Here is a 23738-nt window from a genome sequence, read left to right as displayed (position 1 = left end):
CCATTGTCGCGTGCAATCAACGAGAGGAAACCCCGATGGCCAAGACCAAGACGAAGACCACCAAGAAACCCGCCGCCACCCGCGCCAGGGCCGCCGACCCGGCCGCGTCACCCGGCCCGACCTCCATGGCGCCCAACGTCGACATCGGCATCTCCGACAAGGACCGCAGGACGATCTCCCAGGACCTGTCGCAGTTCCTGTCCGACAGCTTCACGCTGTACCTGAAGACCCACAACTTCCATTGGAACGTCACCGGCGCGATGTTCAATTCGCTGCACGCGATGTTCATGGACCAGTACACCGAGCAGTGGAACGCGCTGGACGAGACCGCCGAGCGGATCCGCGCGCTGGGCTACAACGCCCCCGGCTCGTACGCGGAGTTCATCCGGCTGAGCTCGATCACCGAAGAGCCGGGCCTGACCGAGGCCCCGGACTGGCGCGAGATGGTGCGCCAGCTGGTGGTCGGCAACGAGGCCGTGTGCCGCACCGCGCGCCGCGCGCTGGCGCACGCCGACGACGCCGGTGACGACCCGACCGTCGACCTGCTGACCCAGCGCCTGGTGGTCCACGAGAAGAACGCCTGGATGCTGCGCTCGCTGCTGCAGTAGTCCTGCCGCGGCCGGAAGCTTTCCGGCGGCGCGGACCGGAGACGCCCGACCCCCGTGTCGGGCGTCTCCGTATCAGGCCGCGGGACGGTGGCCGGGTATCCTTGTCGCATGAGTGACAACGCCCACCAGGTGCTGCGCGCGGTTTTTGGCCACGACGCCTTCCGCGGCCAGCAGGCCGCCATCATCGAGCACGTCGCCGGCGGCGGCGATGCGCTGGTCCTGATGCCCACCGGCGGCGGCAAGTCGCTGTGCTACCAGGTGCCCGCGCTGCTGCGCGAAGGCACCGCGGTGGTCATATCGCCGCTGATCGCGCTGATGCAGGACCAGGTGGAGGCGCTGCGCCAGCTGGGCGTCAAGGCGGCCTTCCTCAACTCCACCCTCGATGGCGCCGAAGCCGCGGCCGTCGAGCGCCAGCTGCGCGAGGGCACGCTGGACCTGCTGTATGTCGCCCCCGAGCGCCTGCTGACGCCGCGCTTCATGGCACTGCTCGACGCCAGCCGCATCGCGCTGTTCGCGATCGACGAGGCGCACTGCGTGTCGCAGTGGGGCCACGACTTCCGCCGCGAGTACCGCGAGCTGACCGTGCTCCACGAGCGCTGGCCGCAGGTGCCGCGCATCGCGCTCACCGCCACCGCCGATCCGCCTACCCAGCGCGAGATCGCCGAGCGCCTGCAGCTCGAGGACGCGCGCCACTTCACCAGCTCCTTCGACCGGCCGAACATCCGCTACACCGTGGTCAACAAGGACAACGGCCGCCGCCAGCTGCTCGACTTCATGGCCGGCCATCGCGGCGAGGCCGGCATCGTGTATTGCCTGTCGCGCAACAAGGTCGGCAAGACCGCGGAGCTGCTGCAGGAGGCGGGCATCGACGCCCTGCCCTACCACGCCGGCCTGGACGCTTCGGTGCGCGCCGCCAACCAGCGCCGCTTCCTGCTCGAGGACGGCGTGGTGATGGTGGCCACCATCGCCTTCGGCATGGGCATCGACAAGCCCGACGTGCGCTTCGTGGCGCACTTGGACCTGCCCAAGTCGATCGAGGGCTACTACCAGGAAACCGGGCGCGCCGGCCGCGATGGCGACCCGGCCGACGCCTGGATGTGCCACGGCCTGGGCGACGTGGTGCTGCTGCGGCAGATGATCGACCAGTCCGAGTCCGGCGACGAGCGCAAGCGGCTGGAGCACCGCAAGCTCGATGCGCTGGTCGGCTACTGCGAATCGATGCGCTGCCGGCGGCAGGTGCTGCTGGCCAACTTCGGCGAGGACTACGCCGCCAACGGCCCCGGCGAGCCCTGCGGCAACTGCGACAACTGCCTGCACCCGGCGGAATCGTGGGATGCGACCGTGGCGGCGCAGAAGGCGCTGTCCTGCGTCTACCGCAGCGGCCAGCGCTTCGGCGCCGCGCACCTGATCGACATCCTGCGCGGTTCGGACTCCGAGAAGATCCGCCAGTTCGGCCACGACGCGCTCAGCACCCATGGCATCGGCGCCGACCTCGACGCGCGCAGCTGGCGCGGCGTGTTCCGGCAACTGGTCGCCGCGGGCCTCCTGGAGGTCGACAGCGCGGGCTTTGGTGGCCTGCGGCTCACCGCGGAAAGCCGCGATGTGCTGCAGGGCCGGCGCCAGGTGCTGTTGCGCAAGGAGGCCCCGCGCAGCCGCGGCGGCGAGCGGCGCGAGCGCCCCGCCACGGTGGAAGTGGCGCGCGCCGACCAGCCGCTGTTCGAGGCCTTGCGCGCGCTGCGCACGCGGCTGTCGCATGAGCAGGGCGTGCCGCCGTACGTGATCTTCCACGACGCCACCCTGCGTGAGATCGCGCGCCTGAGACCGCGCACGCCGGGCGACCTGTCGCTCATCGGCGGCATCGGCGCCGGCAAGATCGAGCGCTACGGCGACGAGGTGCTGGACGCCGTGGCCGAGGTTGAGGCCGCCTGACGGTTCGCCCTGCTGCAACCCGAGGGCCGCGTCACCCGCTGCCGGCAGAAGAAGCTCGTGGATGCCGTCCAGCGGACCGCTGCCCGCGTGCTCAGGTGCTCGTCAGCCGGGGAAGCTGGCGACGCAGGTCGCAAACGGGACCGGCTCGCAGAAGTAGCCGCCCTGCATTTCGTCGCAACCGATCAAGCGCAGCGAATGCCCGGTGACCGCAGAACGGCACCCTCCACGCTGAAGCGATGCTTGCCCAGGCCCGGATGCGAACTGCGTATTCATTGAACTGAGACCCACGGCGATGCCAGGAACTGTGGGCGGTGTCACGTTAAACGCGGCCATGGGGGCCTTTCGACCCTTGTGGGCGTTTTTTCACGCCTGCAGCATCCTGTGTACCTGTGCAGCCCGCACCTGACTTCCGGCGAGCACATGTCTGCTGAATCCCGATCCATCCCCCCCCTGCTGTGCAAGGCACAGACCGGCATTGCCGGATTCGACGAGTTGACCGGTGGGGGACTTCCGGTTGGCCGGACCACCCTGCTTCTGGGCGGACCTGGCTCGGGCAAGACCATCTTCTCGCTGGGGTTCCTTGCCCATGGGTGCCGGCAGTGCGGGGAGCCGGGGATCTTCGTCGCGTTCGAGGAAACCGCGGATCGCATCGTGGCCAACGCACGCGGCTTCGGCTGGGACCTGGGTGCATTGCCACCGGAGCAGCTCTATTTCCTCGACCGCGTTCCCAGCGCGGATGCCGTGCACGCGGGCGCCTTCGACCTGACCGGCATGCTCGCCGGGCTGGGCGCGCAGGCTTCGGCGATGGGCGCACGGCGGATCGTGTTCGATGCGCTGGACATCCTGCTGGACCTGCTGCCCGACGACGCCAGCCGGCGCCGGGAAGTCTATCGGGTGCACGAATGGCTGATCGCGCGTGGCCTGACCGCGCTGATCACCGCCAAGGCCTCCGGCGACCACGCCGGTGCCGTCGACGGGAACAGCTTCGGCTTCATGCAGTTCATGGTCGACTGCACGGTCGTGCTCAACCACTCGGTCGAGCATGGCGTGTCGCAGCGCAACCTGCGCGTGCTCAAGTATCGCGGCTCGGCCTTCAACGAGAACGAGTCGCCGTTCGTGATCGGCGCCGATGGCTTCGACGTGGCCATATCCCGGCTGCTGGGCGGCAGCGACGCCGATCACACCAACGAACGGGTGACCACCGGCATCGAACGGCTCGACACGATGCTCGACGGTGGCTATTACCGCGGGGCCAGCGTGCTGATCACCGGTTTTCCCGGTACGGCCAAGACCACCCTGAGCGGCTCGTTCGCCGAAGCAGCCTGCGAGCGCGGCGAGCAGACCCTGTTCGTCAGCTTCGATTCCGACGGCACCGAAGTCGTGCGCAACCTCGAGTCGGTCGGCATCCAGCTCGGGCCACACGTGCACAGCGGCGTGCTGCGCATGGTGTCGGCGCGCACCATCAACGGCAGCGCGGAAAGCCTCCTGGTGCGCATCAAGTCGATCGCCAAGGAACACAAGGCGCGCTGCCTGGTGATCGACCCGGTCTCGACGTTGTCCAGGGCCGGCAACGAGATGACCGCGCACGGCGTCGCCGAACGGCTGATCGACTGGACCAAGTCTGATGGCATCACCATGGTGTGCACCTCGCTGCTCGACGAGATGGCCGGCCCGCACAACGGCGGTACGCCGTTGCAGGTCTCGACCCTGGCCGACACATGGATCCACCTGAGCTACCTGGTCCAGGCCGGTGAACGCAATCGCGGCTTGTCGATCATCAAGTCGCGTGGCACGTCGCACTCCAACCAGGTGCGCGAACTGATCCTCAGCAGCACGGGCGTGACCCTGGCCGACATCTACACCGCAGGCGGCGAAGTGCTGATGGGCACCATGCGCTGGGAAAAGGAGAGCGCGGCGCGGGCCGCCCGGGAACTGGCCGATGTCCAGGGCCGGCTCAAGCGCGTCCAGCTCGACGCCGAGGAAGCGGAGCTGGAAGTCCGCCTGCGGTCCCTGCAGACCGTACTCGCGGCCAAGCAGGCCGAAAAAGCGTTGCTGACGCGGACCACCGAAACCCGCGAGAGCGAACTCAAGGGCGGTCACACGATGCTGCGCGAGCTGCGTGGCGCCGACGCTGCGGTCGAGCCCTCCTGAGTCGGCCGTCATGGACACTGCCCACTTCAAGTTCCAGCTCTTCGTCGCCGAGAATGCGGCCAATTCGGTGCAGGCGTTGGCCAACCTGCGCGCCATCTGCCGGGCGCACCTGCCAGGCCGGCACGAGATCGAAGTGGTCGACGTGTTCGTCCAACCCACCCGCGCCCTGGCCGAACGGATTTTCATGACCCCGACCCTGGTCATCCTGCAGCCGGGAGCGGTCCGCCGGGTGGTGGGCAACCTCAGCGAGACGGCAACCGTGCTGCAGACACTGGGGCTCGAGTCGTCGGCGTGACCGACTTCCCCCACGAGAGCCCCGCGCTCGAAGACGAGGTGCAGGCGTTGCTGGCCACGCTCCGGCACGCCGAGGACCGCCTGCAGGAACTCACCGCCGGACAGATCGATGCGATCACCGATGCCGGTGGCCGCACCATCCTGCTGCAACGTGCGCAGGAAGACGTGCGCCGCGTCGATGCCGCGCGGCGCACGGCCATCCTCAACAGCCTGCCGGCGAACATCGCGCTGCTTGATGGCAGCGGTTTCATCGTGGCGGTCAACGAGTCGTGGCGGCAGTTCGGGCGCAGCAATGGACTGAAGGGGTCATCGGCCGACGTGGGGGCCAACTACCTGGATGCCTGCCAGGACGCCCACGGCGACCGTTCCGACGGCGCCACGGGAATTGCCGACGGCCTGTTGTCGGTACTCGAACGTGCGGCGACGGGCTTCGACGCGATCTACCCCTGCCATTCGCCGGACATCGACCGGTGGTTCCAGATGACGGCCACCCCCGTGAGCGACGACCAGGCAAGCGGCGTGGTGGTCATGCACGTCGACATCACCGATCGAAAGCTTCATGAAATCGCGCTGCAGGCCAGCGAGGCCGAGCAACGCGAGTCCACCCGCCAGCTGAGCCTGGAGCGGGCGCGGCTGGTCGCGGCACAGCGCGTGGCCAAGGTGGGCAGCTGGGAGACCGATCTGGCGACGATGGCCGTGCTCTGGTCCGCGGAAAGCTATCGGATCCACGAGGTGGATCCGGAGGTCGCGGTCACGCGCAACGACCTGCTCGAACTGGTCCACCCGGCAGACAAGGCGCGGGTGGACATCGAGCTGCGGGCGTTGCTGTCGTCGCGCGAACCCAAGGTGATGCGCCATCGCCTGCTGCTGCCCGGCGGCCTCGTCAAGTTCCTCGAAAAGCGCTGGCAGGTGGACTTTGACGAGGACGGGCGTCCGCTCCGACTGATCGGCACATGCCAGGACATTACCGCCCGCTGCCTGGACGAGGAGCGGATCAAGCGCCTGAACCGCGGTTACCTGGTTTTGAGCCAGGTCAATGGACTGATCGTGCGCGTGCGCGACCGCGACGAGCTCTTCCAGGGTGCCTGCCGCATCGCGGTCGAATCCGGCGGCTTCCTGCTGGCGTGGATCGGGCGCGTGGATGTGGTTGGTGCCAGCGTCGTGCCGGTCGCCTCGGCGGGCAACTGCCCCGCGGCCGCGCTTCCGGTGGAGCGCGGGTTTCCGCTGGACGACCTCGCGCAGCCCTGCACGCTGACCGTGCACACCCGTGAAGCAGTGATCGTCAACGACCTGGCGAGCGATGTCCGTTTCATGCGGCCCGGGATCGAGCCTGCGAACGGCATCCTGTCCCTCGTCTCCCTGCCGATCATTGTCGGTGGCGAAGTGGTGGCGGTGATGAGCCTGCACGCCAGCGACGTGGATTATTTCGACGACGCCGAGATCGCCCTGCTTACCGAAGTCGCCAACGACATCGGCTTCGCCATCGACCACATCGGCAAGTCGGAAACCATCAACTACCTGGCCTACTTCGACGCATTGACCGGGCTGGCCAACCGCAGCCTGTTCCTGGAACGCGCGGCGCAATGCCTGCGCGGCACGACCGCCGGGGTGCTGGCGCTGGTCGACCTCGAGCGCTTCAAGAGCATCAACGACAGTCTCGGCGTGCATGCCGGCGACGACCTGTTGCGACAGATCGCCACCTGGCTGGGCCGGCAGCTGGGCGATCCGACCCTGCTCGCGCGCGTCGGCCCGGACCACTTCGCCTTCGTGTTGACCGATGGCGATCGGCCCGGCGACGCCGCACCCGGCCTGGGGCGCCTGATCAAGGCGTTCCACGAGCATGCCTTCCTGCTCGATGGTGCGCCGTTCCGCATCGCCGCCAAATTCGGCATCGCCACGTTCCCGGAGGATTCCGGGACCGCGGGCGGACTGCTGCAGAAGGCCGAGTCGGCGCTCAAGAACGCCAAGGCCGCCGGCAAGCGGTATCTGTTCTACACCCAGAAAATGACCGACTCGATCGCGCGCCAGCTTGTCCAGGAGAACCAGCTGCGACATGCGCTGGACAATCGCGAGTTCGTGCTGCACTACCAGCCCAAGGTCAACGTGGACAGCGGCAGGGTTGTCGGCGCCGAGGCGCTCATCCGCTGGAACGACCCGCGCACCCTGACCATGACGCAGCCGGCGCAGTTCATCCCGATCCTGGAGCAAACCGGCCTGATCATCGAAGTCGGCCGCTGGGCCATGCGCACCGCCATCGATGACTACCTGCGCTGGCTTCGCGCGGGGTTGCCTGCGGTTCGCATCGCCGTCAACGTCTCGCCGCTCCAGTTGCGCGACCCCGCCTTCGTCGATGACGTACGTGAGCTGATCTCGGTCGACCCGCTGGCACCCGCGGGACTGGAGCTTGAAATCACCGAGAGCATGCTCATGTCGGATATCGAGCAGAGCATCGAGACCCTGCACGCGCTGCGCGGGATGGGGGTGCGAATCGCCATCGACGACTTCGGTACCGGCTTTTCCTCCCTCGGCTACCTCGCGAAGCTGCCGGTCGACACCTTGAAGATCGACCGCTCATTCATCGATGACATGGGCCGCTCCGCGCAAGGCCTTTCGCTCGTGTCCACGATGATCTCACTGGCCCACTCGTTCAAGCTCCGGGTGGTTGCCGAGGGCGTGGAAACCGAGGAGCAGTCCAGCCTGCTCAAGCTGCTGCGCTGTGAAGAAGCGCAAGGCTATCTGCATGGCCGGCCCCTGCCGGTCAGCGAGTTCGAGTCGCGCTTCCTGCTGGCGGGCATGCCAGTCCGGTAATCCACCGGGCGACACGGCCCGATTTCAGGCGGCATCGAGCAGGTGGTGGTCGCTGCCCGCCAGCCAACGGGCCAGGGCATCGTCAAGCGTCGGCAGGCTGCAGGCGCGCTGACTGCCAAGCGCGCTGTAGCGCGGCCTGCGGGCCGCCAGCGCGAGGTGCCCGGAGGTGCAGGGGCGGAGAGTGGCGGTGTCGGTGCGGACCACAGCGGCCGCACGGCGTGCCAGGTCAGCCCAGGTGAGCGCGTGACCGTTGCTGAGGTGCCAGATTCCCGCCTCGCCGTCCACCAGCAGGTCCAGGCAGGCGTGGACCAGGTCCGGCACGTACGTCGGCGAGATGGTCTGGTCGCTCGCCGCGTCGAAAGGCAGGCCGGCGCGCAGGGCCCGCAGTGCGGTGGTGATGAAGTTGTGGCCATCCCAGGGGCCGAAAAAGGCGCTGGTGCGGACCACCAGCGCTTCCGGATGGCGCTCCAGCACCAGCCGCTCCGCGCGCGCCTTGCTCAGCCCGTACACGTTCAACGGCGCGACCTGCGCATCCTCCATGTAGGGCTCGCAGCGCGCGCCGTCGAATACCAGGTCCGTGGAGAAGGTGAGCAGCGCGATGCCGGCGCGCGCGCATTCGGCCGCCAGGTGGCCAGGACCCTCGGTGTTCTCGCGATAGCAGCGCGTCGCATCGGCTTCGGCGTCATCCACCCGCACGTAGCCGGCGGCATTCACCAGCGCCCACGGCCGGTAGCGCTCGAGCGCGCGACGTACCGCGCCCGGATCGGCGATGTCGAGCTGGGCGCGATCAAGCAGTTGGTGGTCGAGTCCCCGCTCCACGCAGATCCGCGCGAACGCGCGCCCGAGCGTGCCGGTGGCGCCGGTGATCAGCACCGGCGCGCGGCCCTCGCCTACGGCTGGACGCTCGGGAAACTCCTGTGCCAGCGTCACCGGCGGATGCAGCAGCCGCGAGGGGCGTCGCCACCAGCCCGGGCCCGACAGGACAGGGTGTTGCGACATCACCCCCGTGGCCAGCTGCGTCGCCAGCCGCGCGATGGCGGTCGGGCGCAGCGTGTCGCCGCGAACCTCGAACGCGCCCGGTTCGTAGTGGTCGTCGCAGCGGGTCAGCAGACAGTCCCAGTCGCGGCTGCCGAGCAGCGCCCACACCGTGACCGCCTGTATATCGATGCCCGCATGCCGCGCCTGGCAGGCCGCATTCCACGTTTCGGCGAGCCAGCGCAGCTGGTCTTCGCGCGGCGCATGCAGGTGCACCTCGGTCACTGCGAGCGGCAGACCGTAACGCGCCCAGGCTTCCTCCAACAGCGGACCGATGCCACCGGTCGGCGCGGCGAGCACGCGCACGGCCTCGACGTCGGCGTACCGCTCGCGTCCGTTGCCCCCGTGCGTGGGCGGGGGATAGCGCTCCACGCGCTCATCGAGGAAGCGCTCACTGGTGACGTAATGGTTGACGCCGATGATGTCCGGAGGGCACGCATTGGCGGCAAACCAGAGGACGTCCGCCGGCGCGGCGTGGCAGCAGTGGCTCAGCCAGCTCCACAGCGCGTGCGACGCATCCACGCGACCGCACAGGAGGTCCCAGGCCAACCAGCGCAGGTCGTTGTTGAAATCGGCCTGGTAGGCCAGCCTCGGCGTGGACCAGGTGCGGCCCAGGTCGTCGGTCTGCACCAGGCGTGCGGCCGGCTGCACCTCCCGGATCGCCGCCATCGCCAGCACCGTCGCGCGGCACTGCGCCTGCAGCGCGCGCCAGAATGTCGCGCTGTCGCGGCCATGCGGATACCAGTGCCCATAGAGGCCACTGAACCGTGCCGTGGTCAACGGCTCGTTGACCGGCGTGTAGTGCGTCACCCACGGATAACGTGCGGCCACCGCGCCGGCATACGCGGCCAGTTTGGCGGCAAAGCAGGGTGAAACCAGGCTGGTGTGGCGTGGGCCGCTGCCGTGGTGCAGCAACCCGACGATCGGCTCCATGCCGAGGTGCCGGATCCGCGGCAGCTGCTGGTCGACCCACGACCAGTCCGCCGCTGCCAGTCCATCAGGCGCGACCTGCTCCCACAGCACCGGCTGTCGTACCGCGCGCAACCCGAGTCCGGCAATGGCGTCCAGATCGGACGAGCGCCCCAGGTGGCCACTGCGTTCAAGCTGGCTGAACCAGTGATCACCCACCCGATTGATGGTGCATTCCACGCCGCCCCACAGGGCCGGCAACGACCCATCGCACACAGCGATGGCGTGGTTGCGCTCCATCGCTTCAGGCGCCCTGGCTGCTGGCGGCCTGCAGCCTGCCCGCCGTCGGTTCCGACGACGCGGAGCGGTAGTCAAGCCTGGCCAGGACGTACTCGGCGGCTTTCAGGGCCGCGCCCACGCACTGGTCCATGTTGTAGTAACGGTACTGCGCCAGCCGGCCGACGAACGTGGTGCCCGCTTCATTGCGTGCCAGCGCCTCGTAACGTTTGAACAGGCGCTCGTTTTCCGGGCGCGGTACCGGGTAATACGGCTCGCCTTCGTCCTGCGGGTACTCGCGCACAATCGACGTGCCCGCGTGTTCCTGCCCGGTGATATGCCTGAACTCGGTGATGCGCGTATAGGCGTGGTCGTTGGGGTAATTCACGGTGCCCACCGCCTGGTAGCGCGCGGTAGCCGCCAGGTGCTGGTGCTCGAAGCGCAGCGAGCGATATGGCAGCCGACCGTAGCAATGGTCGAAGTACGCATCGATCGGTCCGGTGTACACCACGTGCCTTGCCAGCAGTCGTGCGCGCTGCTCGAAGTAGTCGACGCCAACCTCGACGTGGATCCCGGGATGCTTGAGCAGGCGCTCGAACATCGCCGTGTACCCATCGCGTGGCATCGCCTGGTAGCGATCGGTGAAGTAGCGGTCGTCGTGGTTGGTGCGCGCCGGTACCCGGGCCGCCACCGATGCGGACAACTCCGACGGATCCAGCCCCCACTGCTTGCGGGTATAGCCCTGGAAGATCTTGGCGTACAGGTCGCGCCCTACCGCATCCACCACCACGTCCTCGCTGGTGGCGATGGTGTCGCGTGGTTCGCGGACGTGGTCATAGAACGCCTGGATCGTGTGTTCGTCCAGGGACATCCCGTACAGCCGGTTGACCGTATCGATATTGATCGGCAGCGGCACCAGCTGGCCATCCACGCTTGCCAGCACGCGGTGCTCGTAGGGACGCCACTCGGTGAACTGCGAGAGGTAATCGAAGATGCGCGCGCTGTTGGTGTGGAATATGTGCGGCCCGTAGGGGTGAACGAGCACGCCATGGGCGTCACTTCGATCGTGCGCGTTGCCTCCGATATGATCGCGCTTGTCGATGACCAGCACCTGCAGGCCTTCGTCGGCCAATTGCCTCGCCACCACGGCACCCGAAAAACCGGCGCCTACCACCAGCACATCGGTTTTCACGCTGCACCCGCCGACGCGGTGATGCGTACCGGCCGTACGGCGTCGAGCAGTTCGCCGCGCATCGCCGCCACCGTCGCATCCCATGACGCGTCCATCGCCCGCGCGATGCCCTGGCGAAGCACCACGGGATCCGGCGCGTGCGCTGCCTGCGCCGCGGCATCCAGGAAGTCCGCCGCGGTGTCACCCACGGCCACCACCGGGGTGAAGTTGCGCACAACGTCGGCGATCGCGGTGGACACCACCGGCTTGCCGGCCGCCATGTACTCGAGCGTCTTGGTCGGGTTGATGAAGCGCGTGGCTTGGTTGAGCGCAAACGGCATCAGGCACACGTCGAATCCCTTCACCAGGGCTGGCAGCGCCATGTAGTCCTGCTGGCCCAGCCAGTGGATGTTGGGCCGGTCCGGCAGTTCGGCACGCTCCACCTTGGCGAGCGGTCCGGCCATCACGACCGATCCTTCGGGGAACTGCGTCGCCAGTGCTTCGATCAAGCCGTAATCCAATCGCTCGTCAATCACGCCGATGTAGCCGAACACCGGCCCGGGCAGGTGGGCCACCGCCGCGGGCACCTCCGTCGACGCCAGCCGCGCGCGCCCGTAGTGGCCTACGTCAACGCCGCAGCCATGGAAGTGCACCTTGGAGTGCAGCCGCGACTTCGCCTCGTAGAGCTGGTAGCCGCCGGTGAACACCACATCCGCACGCGACAGGAGGAAGCGTTCGCGCTCGGCGATGTCTGTCGGCGCAAAGCGGAAGTTCGCCAGCTCGTCCATGCAGTCGTACACCGTGCCGCGCGTCCCGAACTGCCCCAGCAGCACCGGAGCGCTCATCGGCGAATAGAACCACTGCACCGCATCGGTGAAACGCCCGCCAAGCAGCGGATGGCTGCGCAGCGCCTGTTGGATGATTGGCAGCAGCAGTGTCCACTGGCCGTCCGCGTCGGCCGGCGCATCCTGCGGCAGGCGCGGCACCAGCCGCACCACGTTCGCGAACGGCTCCGACACCTCGAGCGCGGGCGGACCGTCGCAAGGCAGCGGGTCTTCGATGAACAGCACAGGGTGATGTGCGGCGAGGCGCGTGAACAGCTGTTGCGGGCGTTGCCAGACGAAATCCCAGCGCAGGTGGCAATGGACGATCAAGGGGAAGCGCCGGTCGTCGGAGGCCGCCACCTGTCGCTCGCGCGATGCGGATTGCGCGTGCGTCACCACGCTGCCCATGTGCGGGTGCGCGAGCTGGCCGCTTGTCTCCTCCTGCGTGTCGATCGCGCTGCTACGCGATCCATCGAATCCGCTGGCCATGTCGATCCCAACTGAGTGTGGACGTCGAGTCTTCGCCTCGCGCGTCGACGGGAAAGTGAAAATTTGCTCAGAGCGGGTTCAGGTTGATGACTTTCCATGAGGCGAGCGTGGCAGGCGAATTCAGCTTTTTTTTCATGGCCGCATCACCGAGTGACGCCTAGTTTTTGGCCTCCGCACCATTGGCGCATCCTCGCGGCGAAGGCGGTCCAGACGGAGAAACCAGATGTTCATGCACAACAAGCGGCTGCAGTACACCGTCCGCGTCGAGAAAGGCGACCCTATTCTGGCGACGCTGATGCTTGAGCAGTTTGGCGGTCCGCAGGGCGAACTGGCAGCCGCGATGCGCTACTTCACCCAGGCGCTCGCCGAAGATGACGCCGGGCGCAAGGACATGTTGTACGACATCGCCACCGAGGAATTGAGCCACCTCGAGATCATCGGATCGATCATCGCCATGCTCAACAAGGGGGCCAAGGGCGAACTTGCCGAGGGTGTGGAAGAGATGGCCGAGATGCGCGTACTGACCGGCAACAGCACCAGCCAGACCGAAGCGATCCTGTACGGCAACGGCCCCGCGCTGGTGAACTCCAGCGGCGTGCCGTGGACGGCGGCGTACATCGATACCATCGGCGACCCCACCGCCGACCTGCGCTCCAACATCGCCGCGGAGTCGCGCGCCAAGCTTGTGTACGAGCGCCTGATCAATGTCACCAACGATCCGGGCATCAAGGATGCGCTGACGTTCCTCATGACGCGCGAGGTGGCGCACCAGAAATCGTTCGAGAAAGCGCTGTACGCGATCACGCCCAACTTCCCGCCGGGCAAGCTGCCGGGCGATCCGGCGTTCACCGACGTCTACTACGACATGTCGCAGGGCACCGGTGACGAACTCGGCCCCTGGAACAGCGGCGAACTGTGGGAGCGCGTGGAAGACCGTGATGCACAGGCGGCAGTGGACGGCGGCGACGGCAGCGCGAGTGTCGGCGTGACCAAGAAGCAGCAGGCAACGCTGGACAAGCTTGCGGCGCGCACGCTGTCGGATCCGTCGGCGGACCCGATCACCGGCGCTGATCTGGGCGCGGGCCCGGGCGCGGGCGCAACCTCGGGCAAGCAGCTCTAGGACACGGCACCACCCCTCACTCACCGGCATCATGCCATGCAAGCACTCACCTACCAGGGCAAGCACGACGTGCGGGTCGAGACCATGCCGGACCCCATGCTTGTCGCCGCCGACGACATCATCCTGCGCGTCACCGCCACCGCGATCTGCGGCTCGGACCTGCACATCTACCGCGGCAAGATCCCGACGATGGAAGACGGCGACATCCTCGGCCATGAGTTCATGGGCATCGTGGAAGATGCCGGTTCCGGCGTGACCCGCGTCAAGGTGGGTGACCGCGTGGTGATCCCGTTCGTGATCGCCTGCGGCAAGTGCTTCCACTGCATGCTCGACGAGTTCGCGGCGTGCGAGACCACCAACACCGGGCGCGGCGCGATCATGAATGCCAAGGGCATCAAACCGCCGGCGGCGCTGTTCGGCTACAGCCGCCTGTATGGCGGCGTGCCGGGCGGGCAGGCCGAGCTGGTGCGCGTGCCCAACGCCAACGTGGGTCCGCTGGTGGTCCCGGAGGTTCTGGCGGACGAGCAGGTGCTTTTCCTGTCCGACATCCTGCCCACCGGTTACCAGGCGGTGTTGAATGCCGGCGTGGAACCGGGGTCGTCGCTGGCGATCTTCGGAGCCGGCCCGGTAGGCCTGATGACCGCGGCGTGCGCGCGCATGCTCGGCGCCGAGACCATCTTCATGGTGGACGAGAACGCACACAGGCTGGAGTTCGCACGCGCCACGTACGGAATCATCCCGATCGACTTTTCCGAAGTGGACGATCCCGCCGAGGCCATCGTGGATGCGACCGCCGGGCGCGGGGTGGACGCGAGCGTGGAGGCGGTGGGCTTCGAGGCCAAGGGCAGCCCCACCGAGACCGTGCTGACCACGCTCAAGCTGGAAGGCTCCAGCGGCAAGGCGATCCGCCAGTGCATCGCGGCAACGCGCCGCGGCGGCACGATCAGCGTGCCGGGCGTGTATGCGGGTTTCATCCACGGCTTCCTGTTCGGCGATGCATTCGACAAGGGCCTGACCTTCAGGATGGGCCAGACGCACGTACAACGCTTCATGCCGGAGCTGCTGGACGCGATCGCCGAGGGCCGGCTTGTACCCGAGGTGATCATTTCACACCGGATGAAGCTGGCCGACGCGGCCAAGGGCTACGAGATGTTCAACGCCCAGGAAGACGACTGCAGGAAGGTGGTGCTGACGCCCTGAAGTGCGCGCGCAAGTTCACGCCGGCTGAACCCGCGCGGCGCGATTTTTCACCAGGGCCCCCGCCCTGCTCCGTAGATTCGACAATCCCCCGAACGAGGTATATCCCCATGTCTGTCAAAACGATGGAAGAACTGTTCGTCCATGAGCTTTCCGACATCTACAGCGCCGAAAAGCAGATGAGCAAGGCGCTGCCACGGCTGGCCAAGAACTCAGAGTCCGAGAAGCTTGCAGCCGCATTCGAGACCCATCTGGAAGAGACGCTCGGCCAGATCGAACGCATCGACCAGGTTGTCCAGATCCTGGGCATCAAGCTGAAGCGCATGAAGTGCGTGGCGATGGAAGGCCTTGTGGAAGAGAGCAAGGAAATGATCGAAGAGGTCGAAGCGGGCCCGGTGCGCGATGCCGCGCTGATCGGCGGCGCGCAGAAGGCCGAGCATTACGAGATCGCGGCCTATGGCACGATCTGTGCGCTGGCCAGGCAGCTCGGCTACAACGACGCGCTGCCGCTGCTGGAGGCCACGCTGAAGGAAGAGAAGGCGACCGACGAGAAGCTGACGATGATCGCCGAAGGCGGCGGCCAGAAGGCCAGACGAGCCGCCTGAGCGGCCGGTTGCGGAGCGCCCCGCAGGATCATGCCTGCGGGGCTTTCGGCTCCCCGCTCCAGGCGGGTTGTATGCTGTGAAGCTGGTGGGCCGTGATGGATTCGAACCATCGACCAGCGGATTAAAAGTCCGATGCTCTACCGACTGAGCTAACGGCCCGGCAGGGGCGGAATTATGTCACACGTCCCGCGGGGCACCGTGCACGGGACGGGCGTTGCCGTGAGGCGGGCGGCGAAGCCTCAGCGCACGTAGCGCGTCGGATCGGCCACGCCGGCGCCCGCAAAGCCCTCGGCACGCAGCGCACAGGCGTCGCAACGGCCGCAGGCGCGGCCCTGGGCATCGGCGCTGTAGCAGGACACCGTCTGCGCGAAGTCGACGCCGAGGCGCAGGCCTTCGCGCACGATGTCGCCCTTGGACATGTGCTGCAGCGGCGCGTGCACGCGAATCCCCGCGCCCTCCACGCCCGCCTGCGTGGCCAGGTTGGCGAGGCGCTCGAACGCGGCGATGAACTCGGGCCGGCAGTCCGGATAGCCGGAATAGTCCACGGCGTTGACGCCGCAGAAAATGTCCGCCGCGCCCACCACCTCGGCCCAACCCAGGGCCACCGACAGCATGATGGTGTTGCGGGCCGGCACGTACGTTGCGGGAACGCCGCCGCCGGCATCGCCCGCGTCCGGCACGTCGATGTCGGCAGTGAGCGCCGAGCCGCCGATCGCGCGCAAGTCCACGCCCACCACCTTGTGCGCGGCGACGCCGGCCGACGCGGCCAGCGCAGCCGCGGCCTCGAGTTCGGAGGTGTGGCGCTGGCCATAGGCCACGCTCAGCGCATGCACGGCGAAGCCCTGCTCGCGCGCGATGGCGAGCACGACCGCGGAATCCATCCCGCCGGACACGAGCACGACGGCATTCCTCACGGCGGCGGGCAGCCCGGGATCGTTGGTCGGCATGTCAGCGCCCCGGCTCGTCGTTCCAGAGGATCTTGTGCAGCTGCAGCTGGAACCTCACCGGCAGGCGGTCGGCGACGATCCAGTCGGCCAGGTCGCGCGGCGGGAGCTCCGACTTGCTGGGCGAGAACAGCACGTCGCAGCGCGCGTCGAGCGCGTGCTCGGCCAGGGTCGCACACGCCCACTCGTAGTCGGCGCGGCCGCAGATCACGAACTTGACCTGGTCGTGCGCGGTGAGCAGGTCGATGTTGGACCACAGGTTGCGGTGCACTTCGCCGGAACCCGGGGTCTTGATGTCGAGCACGCGCGACACGCGCGGATCGACGTCGGCGATGTCGATCGCGCCCGAGGTTTCCAGCGACACGATGAAGCCGGCGTCGCACAGTGCGCGCAGCAGGCCGATGCAGCGCTTCTGCGCCAGCGGCTCGCCACCGGTGACGCAGACGTGGCGCACGCCGTGGCCGGCGACTTCGTCGACGATGGCGGCGATGTCGCGCCACTCGCCGCCATGGAAGGCGTACGCGGTATCGCAGTAGGTGCAGCGCAGCGGGCAGCCGGTCAGGCGCACGAACACCGTGGGCCAGCCGGCGTCGCGCGCCTCGCCCTGCAGCGAGAGGAAGATTTCAGTGATGCGCAGCCGGTCCGGGGCCGCGGCGGTGGCCACGCCGGACTCGGCGGAAAGGGTGTCCATGGGCGTCATTCTACCGCGCCGGTCGCCGCGCTCCCCTGTGCGGGGCGGCGGAAAACAGGCCTCAGCGCAGGCTGTTGAGCTGGATCGAGCGCAGGCGGTCGTCGGCGGTGCGGGCGGCGTCGGTACCCGGGTACTGCGCCACCACCCGGCCCAGCGTGGCCTCGGCCGCCGGCAGGTCGCGCAGGCCGTACTGCGACAGGCCCACCTTCAGCAATGCGCCCGCGCTCTTGTCATGCGTGGGATAGCGCTGCAACACCGCCTGGAACTGCTCCATGGCCAGCGCGTAGTTGCTGGTGACGTAATAGCTCTCGCCCAGCCAGTACAGCGCGTTGGGTGCGTACGACCCCGTGGGATACGCCCGCAGGAAGGCCTGGAACAGGTTGGCGGACTCCGCGTAGCGGCCTTCCTTCATGGCCGAGAACGCCAGCTCGTAGGCGCTGCGCTCGTCGGCGGCATTGGCCAGCAGGCCGGCATCGCCGAACACGGTGGGCGCGCTGTCCACGGGGCCCGCCGCGGGGCGCGCTGCCGGGCCGGCGACGGGCTTCGGCGCTGCCGCAGGTGCCGCCGCGCCGGGGGACGACGCTGCACCGCTGCCGCCTTCCAGGCGGTTCATGCGGTCATCGAGATCGAGATACTGGTTGCGGGCACTGGTCTGCAGCTGGTCGTTCTGCTGCTGCAGCTCCTCGATCTGGCCACGCAGCGCCTGCACTTCATTGCGCAGCGCGGTGAGCTGGTTGAGCAGGTCGATGTTGCCCTGGTTGTTGGCGGCTTGTGTTTCGAGCGCCGAGACGCGCTCGGCGAGGCTGGCACGTTGCGCCGAAGCAGGCGGGGCGAACAGCGCCGCGGCAAGCGCGCTGGCGAGGACAAGGCTGGACAGGACGTGGCTGCGGGTCATGGCATCGGCTGCTGTTGTTCGGACTCTGGAAAGACAATCGGCAGCTGGCGGGGTTCCCCGACAGCTGCCGACGGTGGTCACGCGTGCGCCGCTCAGCGGGCGGTATAGACGATCTCGGCGCGGCGGTTCTTGGCCCAGCAATCCTCGTTCGAGGCGGTGCAGGTCGGACGCTCTTCACCGTAGCTGGTCACCGAGACCTGGCTGCCGTTGCCGCCGTTGGCCTGCAGCGCCGACGACACCGCATTGCCGCGACGCTCGCCGAGGCCCAGGTTGTAGTCGCGGCTGCCGCGCTCGTCGGCATGGCCTTCGAGGGTCAGGCGCGCGGACGGACGGTCACGCAGGTACTTGGCGTGGCAGGCCATGGCGGCCTGGAACTCCGGGCGCAGCGAATCCTGGTCGAGATCGAAGTACACCACGCGCTGGCGCAGGCATGCATCGGTATCAAGGTCTTCGGGACCGTAGGCACCGGCGGTGGTGGCCGGCTGGGTGGTGGTCGGGGTGGACGGGCCGGTGTCGACCGGCGCCTCTTCCTTGACCTTCTTGGTACATGCAACAGCGGCCATGCAGAGCAGGGCGGTGAGCAGAACGCGGGTTGGGGTCTTCATCTCTCGTCGATCCTCTGCAAAGGGGGTTGTGCATTCAGCTTGCAAGCGGGGTTGTGCAGGCAGCGTCAGCGCTGCCGGAACGGTCCCCATGCGGGTTCGCGGACGTTGCCGTCGGCGAGCACCAGTCTTTGCCGGACGCGGCCATCGGCGGAGACGGCGTACAGGACTCCCCTGGTGCCTTCCCTCGCCGCGTACAGGACCATGCTGGCGTTCGGTGCGAAGCTCGGTGATTCATCGAGCGACCCCGGAGACAGCGTGGACCACCGCGGCGAACCGAGGCTGCGATCCAGCAACGCGATACGGTATACGTTTCCTGAACCTTGTGCCACGGCGATCTTCTTGTCGTCGAACGACACCGTCGGGCTGGCGTTGTAATTGCCCTGGAATGTCACGCGCGTGGCGCTGCCGCCGGACGCCGGCACCTGGTAGACCTGCGGCGGGCCGCCGCGGTCGGACGTGAAGTACACGCTCCTGCCATCGCTGCTCCAGGTGGGCTCGGTATCGATGCCGATCTGGCTGGTCAGCTGGGTCAGCGCCTTGCTGCCGAGGTCCATCACGTAGATCTCGGGGCTGCCGCTGCGCGACAGCGTGAGCGCCAGGCGGTTGCCGTCGGGCGAGAACGCGGGCGAGCTGTTGATGCCGCGGAAGCTGGCCACGCGCTCGCGCGCGCCGGTGCCGAGGTCCTGGATGTAGATTGCCGAGTTGTTGTTGTGCTCGAACGACACATAGGCCAGGCGGCGGCCATCCGGGCTCCAGCTGGGCGACATCAGCGGCTCGGTCGAGCGCACCACCACCTGCGGGGCGTGTCCATCGGCGTCGGCCACCATCAGCGCGTAGCGCGTGTTGGTGCCGGTGCCGGTGGCGGTGACGTAGGCGATGCGCGTCCAGAACGCGCCACGCACGCCGAGGATCTTCTCGTAGATGGCGTCGGCCATCTGGTGGGCGACGTCGCGCATGGCGTTGGCGCGCCCGGTCATCGCCATGCCGAGCAGCCGCTCCTGCTTGGCGACGTCGAACAGTTCGTATTCCACCCGGAACGCGCCGCCGCCGGCATCGACCACGCGGCCGACGACCAGGAAGTCCTGCTTCAGCAGGCGCCAGGTCGGGTAGTTGACCTCGCTGCCACGCGTCGGGCGCTCGGTGACGTCCTGTTCGGGCAGGCCGCGGAACTGGCCCGACCGCGCCAGGTCCTCGCGGACCACGCGGGCGACGTCGGTGTCGGGTGCGCTGCCTGCGCCCTGGTAGGGCATGGGCACCACGGCGATCGGCAGCGCCTGGGCGTTGCCGCCGACGATGTCGATCTCGAGCGCCTGCTGCGCCGCGGCGGCAAACGGCAGCAGCAGGGCGAGGCAGGCGGCAAGCCACGCGCTGGGCGTGGCCAGGCGGCGTTGGGTTCGGGTCATTCCAGGCTCCGGGGGGGCGATGCGGTGAGCGTGACAGGGTGGCGGTGAAAGCATGCTCAAGGATGAACGCGGGCGGACCCGACGGCCAGCGCGGCGCGATCAGCGGTCCGCTGCGGTGAAATTGAGGTTGATCGTACGGTTGAACACAGACTCGAATCCGGCATACGGCAGCGGCTGCGCCTTCAGCACGGCGGCTTCCACCGACCGGCGGCCGAGTTCGTCGAACGGGCACGACGGCGCCACCTCGGCCTTGATGACGGTGCCGCCGCGCACCTGGGTGATGTGGATGACGCACTTCTGCCCCTGCGGCACGTTTTCCGGCCGGGTCCAGTTGCGCAGGATCGCTTCCTGGATCGCCGCGGCATAGCGCGCGCTCAGGCCGGCATCCACGCCGTCGTTGCCCGGCGGCGGCGTACCCGCGGTGGCGGCTTGCGCGGACGCCTGCTGCGCGCGCTGGTCGGCGATCTGCTTGAGCTTCTGCTCGGCGAGCTCGGCTTCGCGGCGCGCCTGCGCCTGCTGCTTGCGCAGCTCGGCGAGCTTCTCCTCGCGCTCGCGCTGCTGCGCGGCCAGGCGGCGCTGCTTCTCGGCCTCCTCCTGGCGCTGGCGCTCGGTGAGGTCGATCTGTTCCTGGCGACGCCGCGCTTCCTGCTCGCGCTCGGCGGTCTCGCGCGAGATCGCATCGCGGCGCGCGGCATCCTGGTCGACCGTGTCCGGCTCCGGCACCTGCTCCTGGGCCTGCGGCTGCGGCGTGACCGGGGAATCTTCCGGGCGCGGCTCGGGCAGCGGCTGTGGTGGCGGCACCGCGGCTTCTTCCACGGGCTCGGGCAGCGGCTCCGGATCGGGTTCGGGCTCCGGTTCCGGCACCGGCTCGGGGCGGTCGCGCAGCGTGCGCTGCATGGCCGGCGACAGGTCGCCGGCGTCCATCATCTCGGCGCTGATCGGCGAGCCGGCGGCCGATTGCGGCGCGGCCGTGCGCGTCCACCACAGGCCGGCGAACATCAGGGCAAACAGGGCGACGTGGAGCAGCAGCGCCAGCCCGAACGCCCGCGCGGTATCGGCACGGCTTTCACGCATCAGCGCGGACCGTCCTGCCTGGGATTGCTCATCAGCCCGACCCGCTCGACGCCGGCGTTCTGCAGCAGCGCCATCGCGTCCATCACGTTCTGGTAGCTGCCGTTGCCGTCGGCGGCGATGAACACCGCGACCTGCGGGTTGCTGGCCACGATGGCGCGCACGCGCGCGTTGAGCGAGGCGGCATCGACCGCTTCATTGCTGCCCGCCTCCACCGCCAGGAAATAGTGGCCGTCGGCGTCCACGCTGACCACCACCGGGTCCTTCTTCTCCTGGATCGACTTCGCGTTGGATTCCGGCAGCTGCACGTCGACGCCGAGGTTCATCAGCGGCGCGGTCACCATGAAGATGATCAGCAGCACCAGCATCACGTCGATGTACGGCACGACGTTGATCTCGTTCTTGAGCTTGCGGCGGCGCGCGCGCCGGCTTCGGACGGACATGGGTCAGGCCTCCCCGGTGGTCGCCTGCCGTTCCAGGATCGAGGAGAACTCGTCGGAGAATGCATCGTAGCGGCCGGCGATGCGCTCGACCCGGGTCGCGAAGCGGTTGTACGCCCACACCGCCGGGATCGCGGCGAACAGGCCCATGGCGGTGGCGATCAGCGCTTCGGAAATGCCCGGTGCAACGCTGGCGATGGTGGCTTCCTTGACGTTGGCCAGGCCCTGGAAGGCGATCATGATCCCCCACACCGTGCCCAGCAGCCCCACGTACGGCGCGATGGAGCCGACGTTGGCGAGGAACTCGAGGTTGTGTTCCAGACCATCCAGTTCGCGCGAGCTGGCCACGCGCATGCCGCGCTGCGCGCCCTCGAGCTGCGCGCGGCCGTCGCCACCCACGCGCTGGCGACCGCGCGAGTATTCACGGAAGCCGGCCTCGAAGATCGACTCCAGGCCTTCCACCTCGCGGTTGCGCTCGCTGGCCGAGCTGTAGAGCTTGCCGAGGTCGACGCCGGACCAGAACTTCTCTTCGAAGCGGTCGGCCTCCTTGGCGGCGCGGTCGAGCATGCGCTTCTTGCGGAAGATGATCACCCACGACGCGATCGACGCGAACAGCAGCACCAGCATCACCAGCTGCACCGGGATGGAGGCATGCAGCACCAGGTGCAGCAGGTCGAGGTTGGCGCCGGCGGCCGGTGCCGCGGCGGCCTGCGCGGCGTCGGCCGCGAGCTCGACGGACTGCGCCGCGGCTTCGTCGGGCAACGGTTCCGCCGTGGTCGCCTGCAGCAGGGTGGCCAGTACTGTCATCTGTGTTGCTCCGCGTTCGATTCGAGGGGTTTGAGTTGCAGGTACAGCTGGTCCGGGATGGCGCGCGGCCGGAAGCCGCCGGCGTCGAGCGCCGCGACCCGCACCCGCGCCGCCACCAGCAGTTCGCCGTCGCGCCGCACGTCCTGTGCGAACACAACGCTGGCGCGGCGCAGGGAAGCGAGCGCCACGGTGACCTGCAGCGCGTCGTCCAGGCGTGCAGGCCGATGGAAGTCGAGCTGCATGTCGCGGACGGCGAACACCAGGTCGTGCTGCTCGCGCAGTACCCGTTGCCCGTGCCCGAGCGCGCGCATCCAGTCGCTGCGTGCGCGTTCGAGGTAGGCGACGTACCGCGCGTGGTACACCACGCCGCCGGCGTCGGTATCTTCCCAATACACCCTTGTCGCCAAGCTGAACGGGTGGCAAACCGTGTGCGTCACGGCAGCAATTCCCTGCCCGTGCCGCGTGGAAGCAGGCCGAGGTGGCGGTAGGCCTTGTCGGTGGCCATGCGCCCGCGCGCGCTGCGCACCAGGAAACCCTGCTGGATCAGGAACGGTTCGATCACGTCCTCCAGCGTTCCGCGCTCCTCGCTGAGCGCCGCGGCCAGCGACTCCACGCCCACCGGGCCGCCATCGAAGCTGCCGATGATCAAGTTGAGCAGGCGCCGGTCGAGGTCGTCGAAGCCTTCCGGGTCGACCTTCAGCAGCAGCATCGCGGCGTTGGCGACCTCGTGGTCGATATGCCCCCCGGCGCGCACCTGCGCGAAGTCGCGCACGCGGCGCAGCAGGCGGTTGGCGATGCGCGGCGTGCCGCGCGCGCGGCGCGCGATCTCGTCGGCACCCTCCGGCGCGCAGTCGATGCCGAGGATCCGCGCCGAGCGGCGCACGATCCGCGTCAGCTCCTCCACGTTGTAGAACTCGAGCCGCTGGACGATGCCGAAGCGGTCACGCAGTGGCGCGGTCAGCAGGCCCGCGCGGGTGGTGGCGCCGATCAGCGTGAACGGCGGCAGGTCGAGCTTGATCGAGCGCGCGGCGGGGCCCTCGCCGATCATGATGTCGATCTGGAAATCCTCCATCGCCGGGTACAGTACTTCCTCGACGACGGGCGACAGGCGATGGATCTCGTCGATGAACAGCACGTCGTGCGGCTGCAGGTTGGTCAGCAGCGCCGCCAGGTCGCCGGCCTTCTCGATCACCGGGCCGGACGTCACCCGCAGGTTCACCCCCAGCTCGTTGGCGATCACGTGGCTGAGGGTGGTCTTGCCCAGCCCGGGCGGGCCGAAGATCAGCACGTGGTCGAGCGCTTCGCTGCGGCCCTTGGCCGCCTCGATGTAGATCGACAGCTGCTCGCGCACGGGCTGCTGGCCGAGGTATTCGTCCAGCCGCTGCGGGCGGATCGACGCCTCGAGGGCGGCGTCCTCGCGCGAGGCGGAGGGGGCAATGATGCGGTCTTCGCTCATGCCGACATGT

At 68.3% G+C, this 23738-nt stretch carries 21 protein-coding genes and 1 tRNA gene; 8 read left to right on the top strand and 14 right to left on the bottom strand.

What is annotated here, in order from left to right; genetic code table 11:
• Nucleotides 1-35: 35 nt before the first annotated feature.
• The 5 genes from H5368_RS12380 to H5368_RS12360 all read left to right on the top strand — a co-directional run bounded on the left by H5368_RS12380 (nt 36) and on the right by H5368_RS12360 (nt 7790).
• A complete protein-coding gene (locus tag H5368_RS12380) occupies nt 36-608 on the top strand; it encodes a Dps family protein (RefSeq protein ID WP_182825041.1) in 573 nt (190 codons plus the stop codon).
• 108 nt (nt 609-716) lie between these two features.
• On the top strand, nt 717-2537 hold the full coding sequence (gene recQ / locus H5368_RS12375) for a DNA helicase RecQ (protein ID WP_182825039.1): 1821 nt from the start codon (nt 717-719) through the stop codon (nt 2535-2537).
• 420 nt (nt 2538-2957) lie between these two features.
• The gene (gene kaiC, locus H5368_RS12370; protein WP_182825037.1) at nt 2958-4688 is read left to right on the top strand and encodes a circadian clock protein KaiC; all 1731 of its coding nucleotides are present in this window, start codon (nt 2958-2960) and stop codon (nt 4686-4688) included.
• A 10-nt stretch (nt 4689-4698) separates the two neighbouring features.
• A complete protein-coding gene (locus tag H5368_RS12365) occupies nt 4699-4983 on the top strand; it encodes a circadian clock KaiB family protein (protein ID WP_182825035.1) in 285 nt (94 codons plus the stop codon).
• Nucleotides 4980-7790, top strand: coding sequence for an EAL domain-containing protein (locus tag H5368_RS12360; RefSeq protein ID WP_182825033.1), 2811 nt, complete (start codon nt 4980-4982; stop codon nt 7788-7790). Before H5368_RS12365 ends, H5368_RS12360 begins: the two co-directional genes overlap by 4 nt.
• Before the next feature lie 24 nt (nt 7791-7814).
• Here H5368_RS12360 and H5368_RS12355 read toward each other — a convergent pair whose 3' ends face one another.
• The 3 genes from H5368_RS12355 to H5368_RS12345 are packed head-to-tail and all read right to left on the bottom strand — an operon-like array spanning nt 7815 to nt 12494.
• Nucleotides 7815-9995: a sugar nucleotide-binding protein gene (locus H5368_RS12355; RefSeq protein ID WP_220486648.1), complete on the bottom strand. Its 2181-nt coding sequence runs from the start codon at nt 9993-9995 to the stop codon at nt 7815-7817.
• Between the two features lie 43 nt (nt 9996-10038).
• Nucleotides 10039-11202, bottom strand: coding sequence for a UDP-galactopyranose mutase (gene glf / locus H5368_RS12350; RefSeq protein ID WP_182825029.1), 1164 nt, complete (start codon nt 11200-11202; stop codon nt 10039-10041).
• Nucleotides 11199-12494, bottom strand: a complete 1296-nt coding sequence (locus H5368_RS12345) for a glycosyltransferase (RefSeq protein WP_182825027.1) — start codon at nt 12492-12494, stop codon at nt 11199-11201. Before H5368_RS12345 ends, glf begins: the two co-directional genes overlap by 4 nt.
• Nucleotides 12495-12717: 223 nt before the next feature.
• On the opposite strand from H5368_RS12345, the gene H5368_RS12340 reads away from it, so the two are divergent.
• The 3 genes from H5368_RS12340 to H5368_RS12330 all read left to right on the top strand — a co-directional run bounded on the left by H5368_RS12340 (nt 12718) and on the right by H5368_RS12330 (nt 15416).
• Nucleotides 12718-13614, top strand: coding sequence for a manganese catalase family protein (locus H5368_RS12340; RefSeq protein ID WP_182825025.1), 897 nt, complete (start codon nt 12718-12720; stop codon nt 13612-13614).
• Between the two features lie 36 nt (nt 13615-13650).
• Nucleotides 13651-14814 carry a zinc-dependent alcohol dehydrogenase gene (locus tag H5368_RS12335; RefSeq protein ID WP_182825023.1) on the top strand — a complete coding sequence of 388 codons (1164 nt, stop codon included), beginning with the start codon at nt 13651-13653 and terminating at the stop codon, nt 14812-14814.
• Between the two features lie 107 nt (nt 14815-14921).
• Nucleotides 14922-15416 carry a ferritin-like domain-containing protein gene (locus H5368_RS12330; protein WP_182825021.1) on the top strand — a complete coding sequence of 165 codons (495 nt, stop codon included), beginning with the start codon at nt 14922-14924 and terminating at the stop codon, nt 15414-15416.
• A gap of 83 nt (nt 15417-15499) precedes the next feature.
• On the opposite strand, the gene H5368_RS12325 is transcribed toward H5368_RS12330, so the two are convergent.
• The 11 genes from H5368_RS12325 to ruvB all read right to left on the bottom strand — a co-directional run bounded on the left by H5368_RS12325 (nt 15500) and on the right by ruvB (nt 23728).
• Nucleotides 15500-15575, bottom strand: a tRNA-Lys gene (locus tag H5368_RS12325).
• A gap of 80 nt (nt 15576-15655) precedes the next feature.
• A complete protein-coding gene (gene queC / locus H5368_RS12320; RefSeq protein WP_182825311.1) occupies nt 15656-16330 on the bottom strand; it encodes a 7-cyano-7-deazaguanine synthase QueC in 675 nt (224 codons plus the stop codon).
• 34 nt (nt 16331-16364) lie between these two features.
• Nucleotides 16365-17051: a 7-carboxy-7-deazaguanine synthase QueE gene (gene queE / locus H5368_RS12315; protein ID WP_182825019.1), complete on the bottom strand. Its 687-nt coding sequence runs from the start codon at nt 17049-17051 to the stop codon at nt 16365-16367.
• A gap of 61 nt (nt 17052-17112) precedes the next feature.
• Complete coding sequence (ybgF, locus tag H5368_RS12310) at nt 17113-17946, bottom strand: tol-pal system protein YbgF (RefSeq protein ID WP_182825017.1); 834 nt, start codon at nt 17944-17946, stop codon at nt 17113-17115.
• Nucleotides 17947-18038: 92 nt separating this feature from the next.
• Nucleotides 18039-18551 (bottom strand): peptidoglycan-associated lipoprotein Pal, encoded by a 513-nt coding sequence (gene pal / locus H5368_RS12305; RefSeq protein ID WP_182825015.1) that lies wholly within the window; start codon nt 18549-18551, stop codon nt 18039-18041.
• A gap of 65 nt (nt 18552-18616) precedes the next feature.
• The gene (gene tolB, locus H5368_RS12300) at nt 18617-19954 is read right to left on the bottom strand and encodes a Tol-Pal system beta propeller repeat protein TolB (RefSeq protein ID WP_182825013.1); all 1338 of its coding nucleotides are present in this window, start codon (nt 19952-19954) and stop codon (nt 18617-18619) included.
• A 99-nt stretch (nt 19955-20053) separates the two neighbouring features.
• Nucleotides 20054-21028, bottom strand: a complete 975-nt coding sequence (locus tag H5368_RS12295) for a cell envelope integrity protein TolA (protein ID WP_182825011.1) — start codon at nt 21026-21028, stop codon at nt 20054-20056.
• Complete coding sequence (tolR, locus tag H5368_RS12290; protein WP_182825009.1) at nt 21028-21468, bottom strand: protein TolR; 441 nt, start codon at nt 21466-21468, stop codon at nt 21028-21030. The genes H5368_RS12295 and tolR overlap by 1 nt, the downstream gene beginning before the upstream one ends.
• Before the next feature lie 3 nt (nt 21469-21471).
• Complete coding sequence (tolQ, locus tag H5368_RS12285) at nt 21472-22272, bottom strand: protein TolQ (RefSeq protein ID WP_182825007.1); 801 nt, start codon at nt 22270-22272, stop codon at nt 21472-21474.
• Entirely contained in the window at nt 22269-22718 is a 450-nt protein-coding gene (gene ybgC, locus H5368_RS12280; protein ID WP_182825309.1) for a tol-pal system-associated acyl-CoA thioesterase, read from the bottom strand. The genes tolQ and ybgC overlap by 4 nt, the downstream gene beginning before the upstream one ends.
• A complete protein-coding gene (ruvB, locus tag H5368_RS12275) occupies nt 22706-23728 on the bottom strand; it encodes a Holliday junction branch migration DNA helicase RuvB (RefSeq protein ID WP_182825005.1) in 1023 nt (340 codons plus the stop codon). The genes ybgC and ruvB overlap by 13 nt, the downstream gene beginning before the upstream one ends.
• Between the last annotated feature and the right edge of the window lie 10 nt (nt 23729-23738).

Source organism: Luteimonas sp. MC1782 (genome assembly GCF_014164605.1).
In the GTDB taxonomy this organism is placed as follows: Bacteria; Pseudomonadota; Gammaproteobacteria; order Xanthomonadales; family Xanthomonadaceae; genus Luteimonas.
This window is presented reverse-complemented; position numbering and strand designations above follow the sequence as displayed.

Bases quoted from the DNA above. Each gene is read 5' to 3' on its own strand.
- H5368_RS12380 (WP_182825041.1), top strand. From the start codon at position 36: ATGGCCAAGACCAAGACGAAGACCACCAAGAAACCCGCCGCCACCCGC.
- recQ (WP_182825039.1), top strand. From the start codon at position 717: ATGAGTGACAACGCCCACCAGGTGCTGCGCGCGGTTTTTGGCCACGAC.
- kaiC (WP_182825037.1), top strand. From the start codon at position 2,958: ATGTCTGCTGAATCCCGATCCATCCCCCCCCTGCTGTGCAAGGCACAG.
- H5368_RS12365 (WP_182825035.1), top strand. From the start codon at position 4,699: ATGGACACTGCCCACTTCAAGTTCCAGCTCTTCGTCGCCGAGAATGCG.
- H5368_RS12345 (WP_182825027.1), bottom strand. From the start codon at position 12,494: ATGGCCAGCGGATTCGATGGATCGCGTAGCAGCGCGATCGACACGCAG.
- H5368_RS12340 (WP_182825025.1), top strand. From the start codon at position 12,718: ATGTTCATGCACAACAAGCGGCTGCAGTACACCGTCCGCGTCGAGAAA.
- H5368_RS12335 (WP_182825023.1), top strand. From the start codon at position 13,651: ATGCAAGCACTCACCTACCAGGGCAAGCACGACGTGCGGGTCGAGACC.
- H5368_RS12330 (WP_182825021.1), top strand. From the start codon at position 14,922: ATGTCTGTCAAAACGATGGAAGAACTGTTCGTCCATGAGCTTTCCGAC.
- queE (WP_182825019.1), bottom strand. From the start codon at position 17,051: ATGGACACCCTTTCCGCCGAGTCCGGCGTGGCCACCGCCGCGGCCCCG.
- ybgF (WP_182825017.1), bottom strand. From the start codon at position 17,946: ATGACCCGCAGCCACGTCCTGTCCAGCCTTGTCCTCGCCAGCGCGCTT.
- pal (WP_182825015.1), bottom strand. From the start codon at position 18,551: ATGAAGACCCCAACCCGCGTTCTGCTCACCGCCCTGCTCTGCATGGCC.
- tolB (WP_182825013.1), bottom strand. From the start codon at position 19,954: ATGACCCGAACCCAACGCCGCCTGGCCACGCCCAGCGCGTGGCTTGCC.
- H5368_RS12295 (WP_182825011.1), bottom strand. From the start codon at position 21,028: ATGCGTGAAAGCCGTGCCGATACCGCGCGGGCGTTCGGGCTGGCGCTG.
- tolR (WP_182825009.1), bottom strand. From the start codon at position 21,468: ATGTCCGTCCGAAGCCGGCGCGCGCGCCGCCGCAAGCTCAAGAACGAG.
- tolQ (WP_182825007.1), bottom strand. From the start codon at position 22,272: ATGACAGTACTGGCCACCCTGCTGCAGGCGACCACGGCGGAACCGTTG.
- ruvB (WP_182825005.1), bottom strand. From the start codon at position 23,728: ATGAGCGAAGACCGCATCATTGCCCCCTCCGCCTCGCGCGAGGACGCC.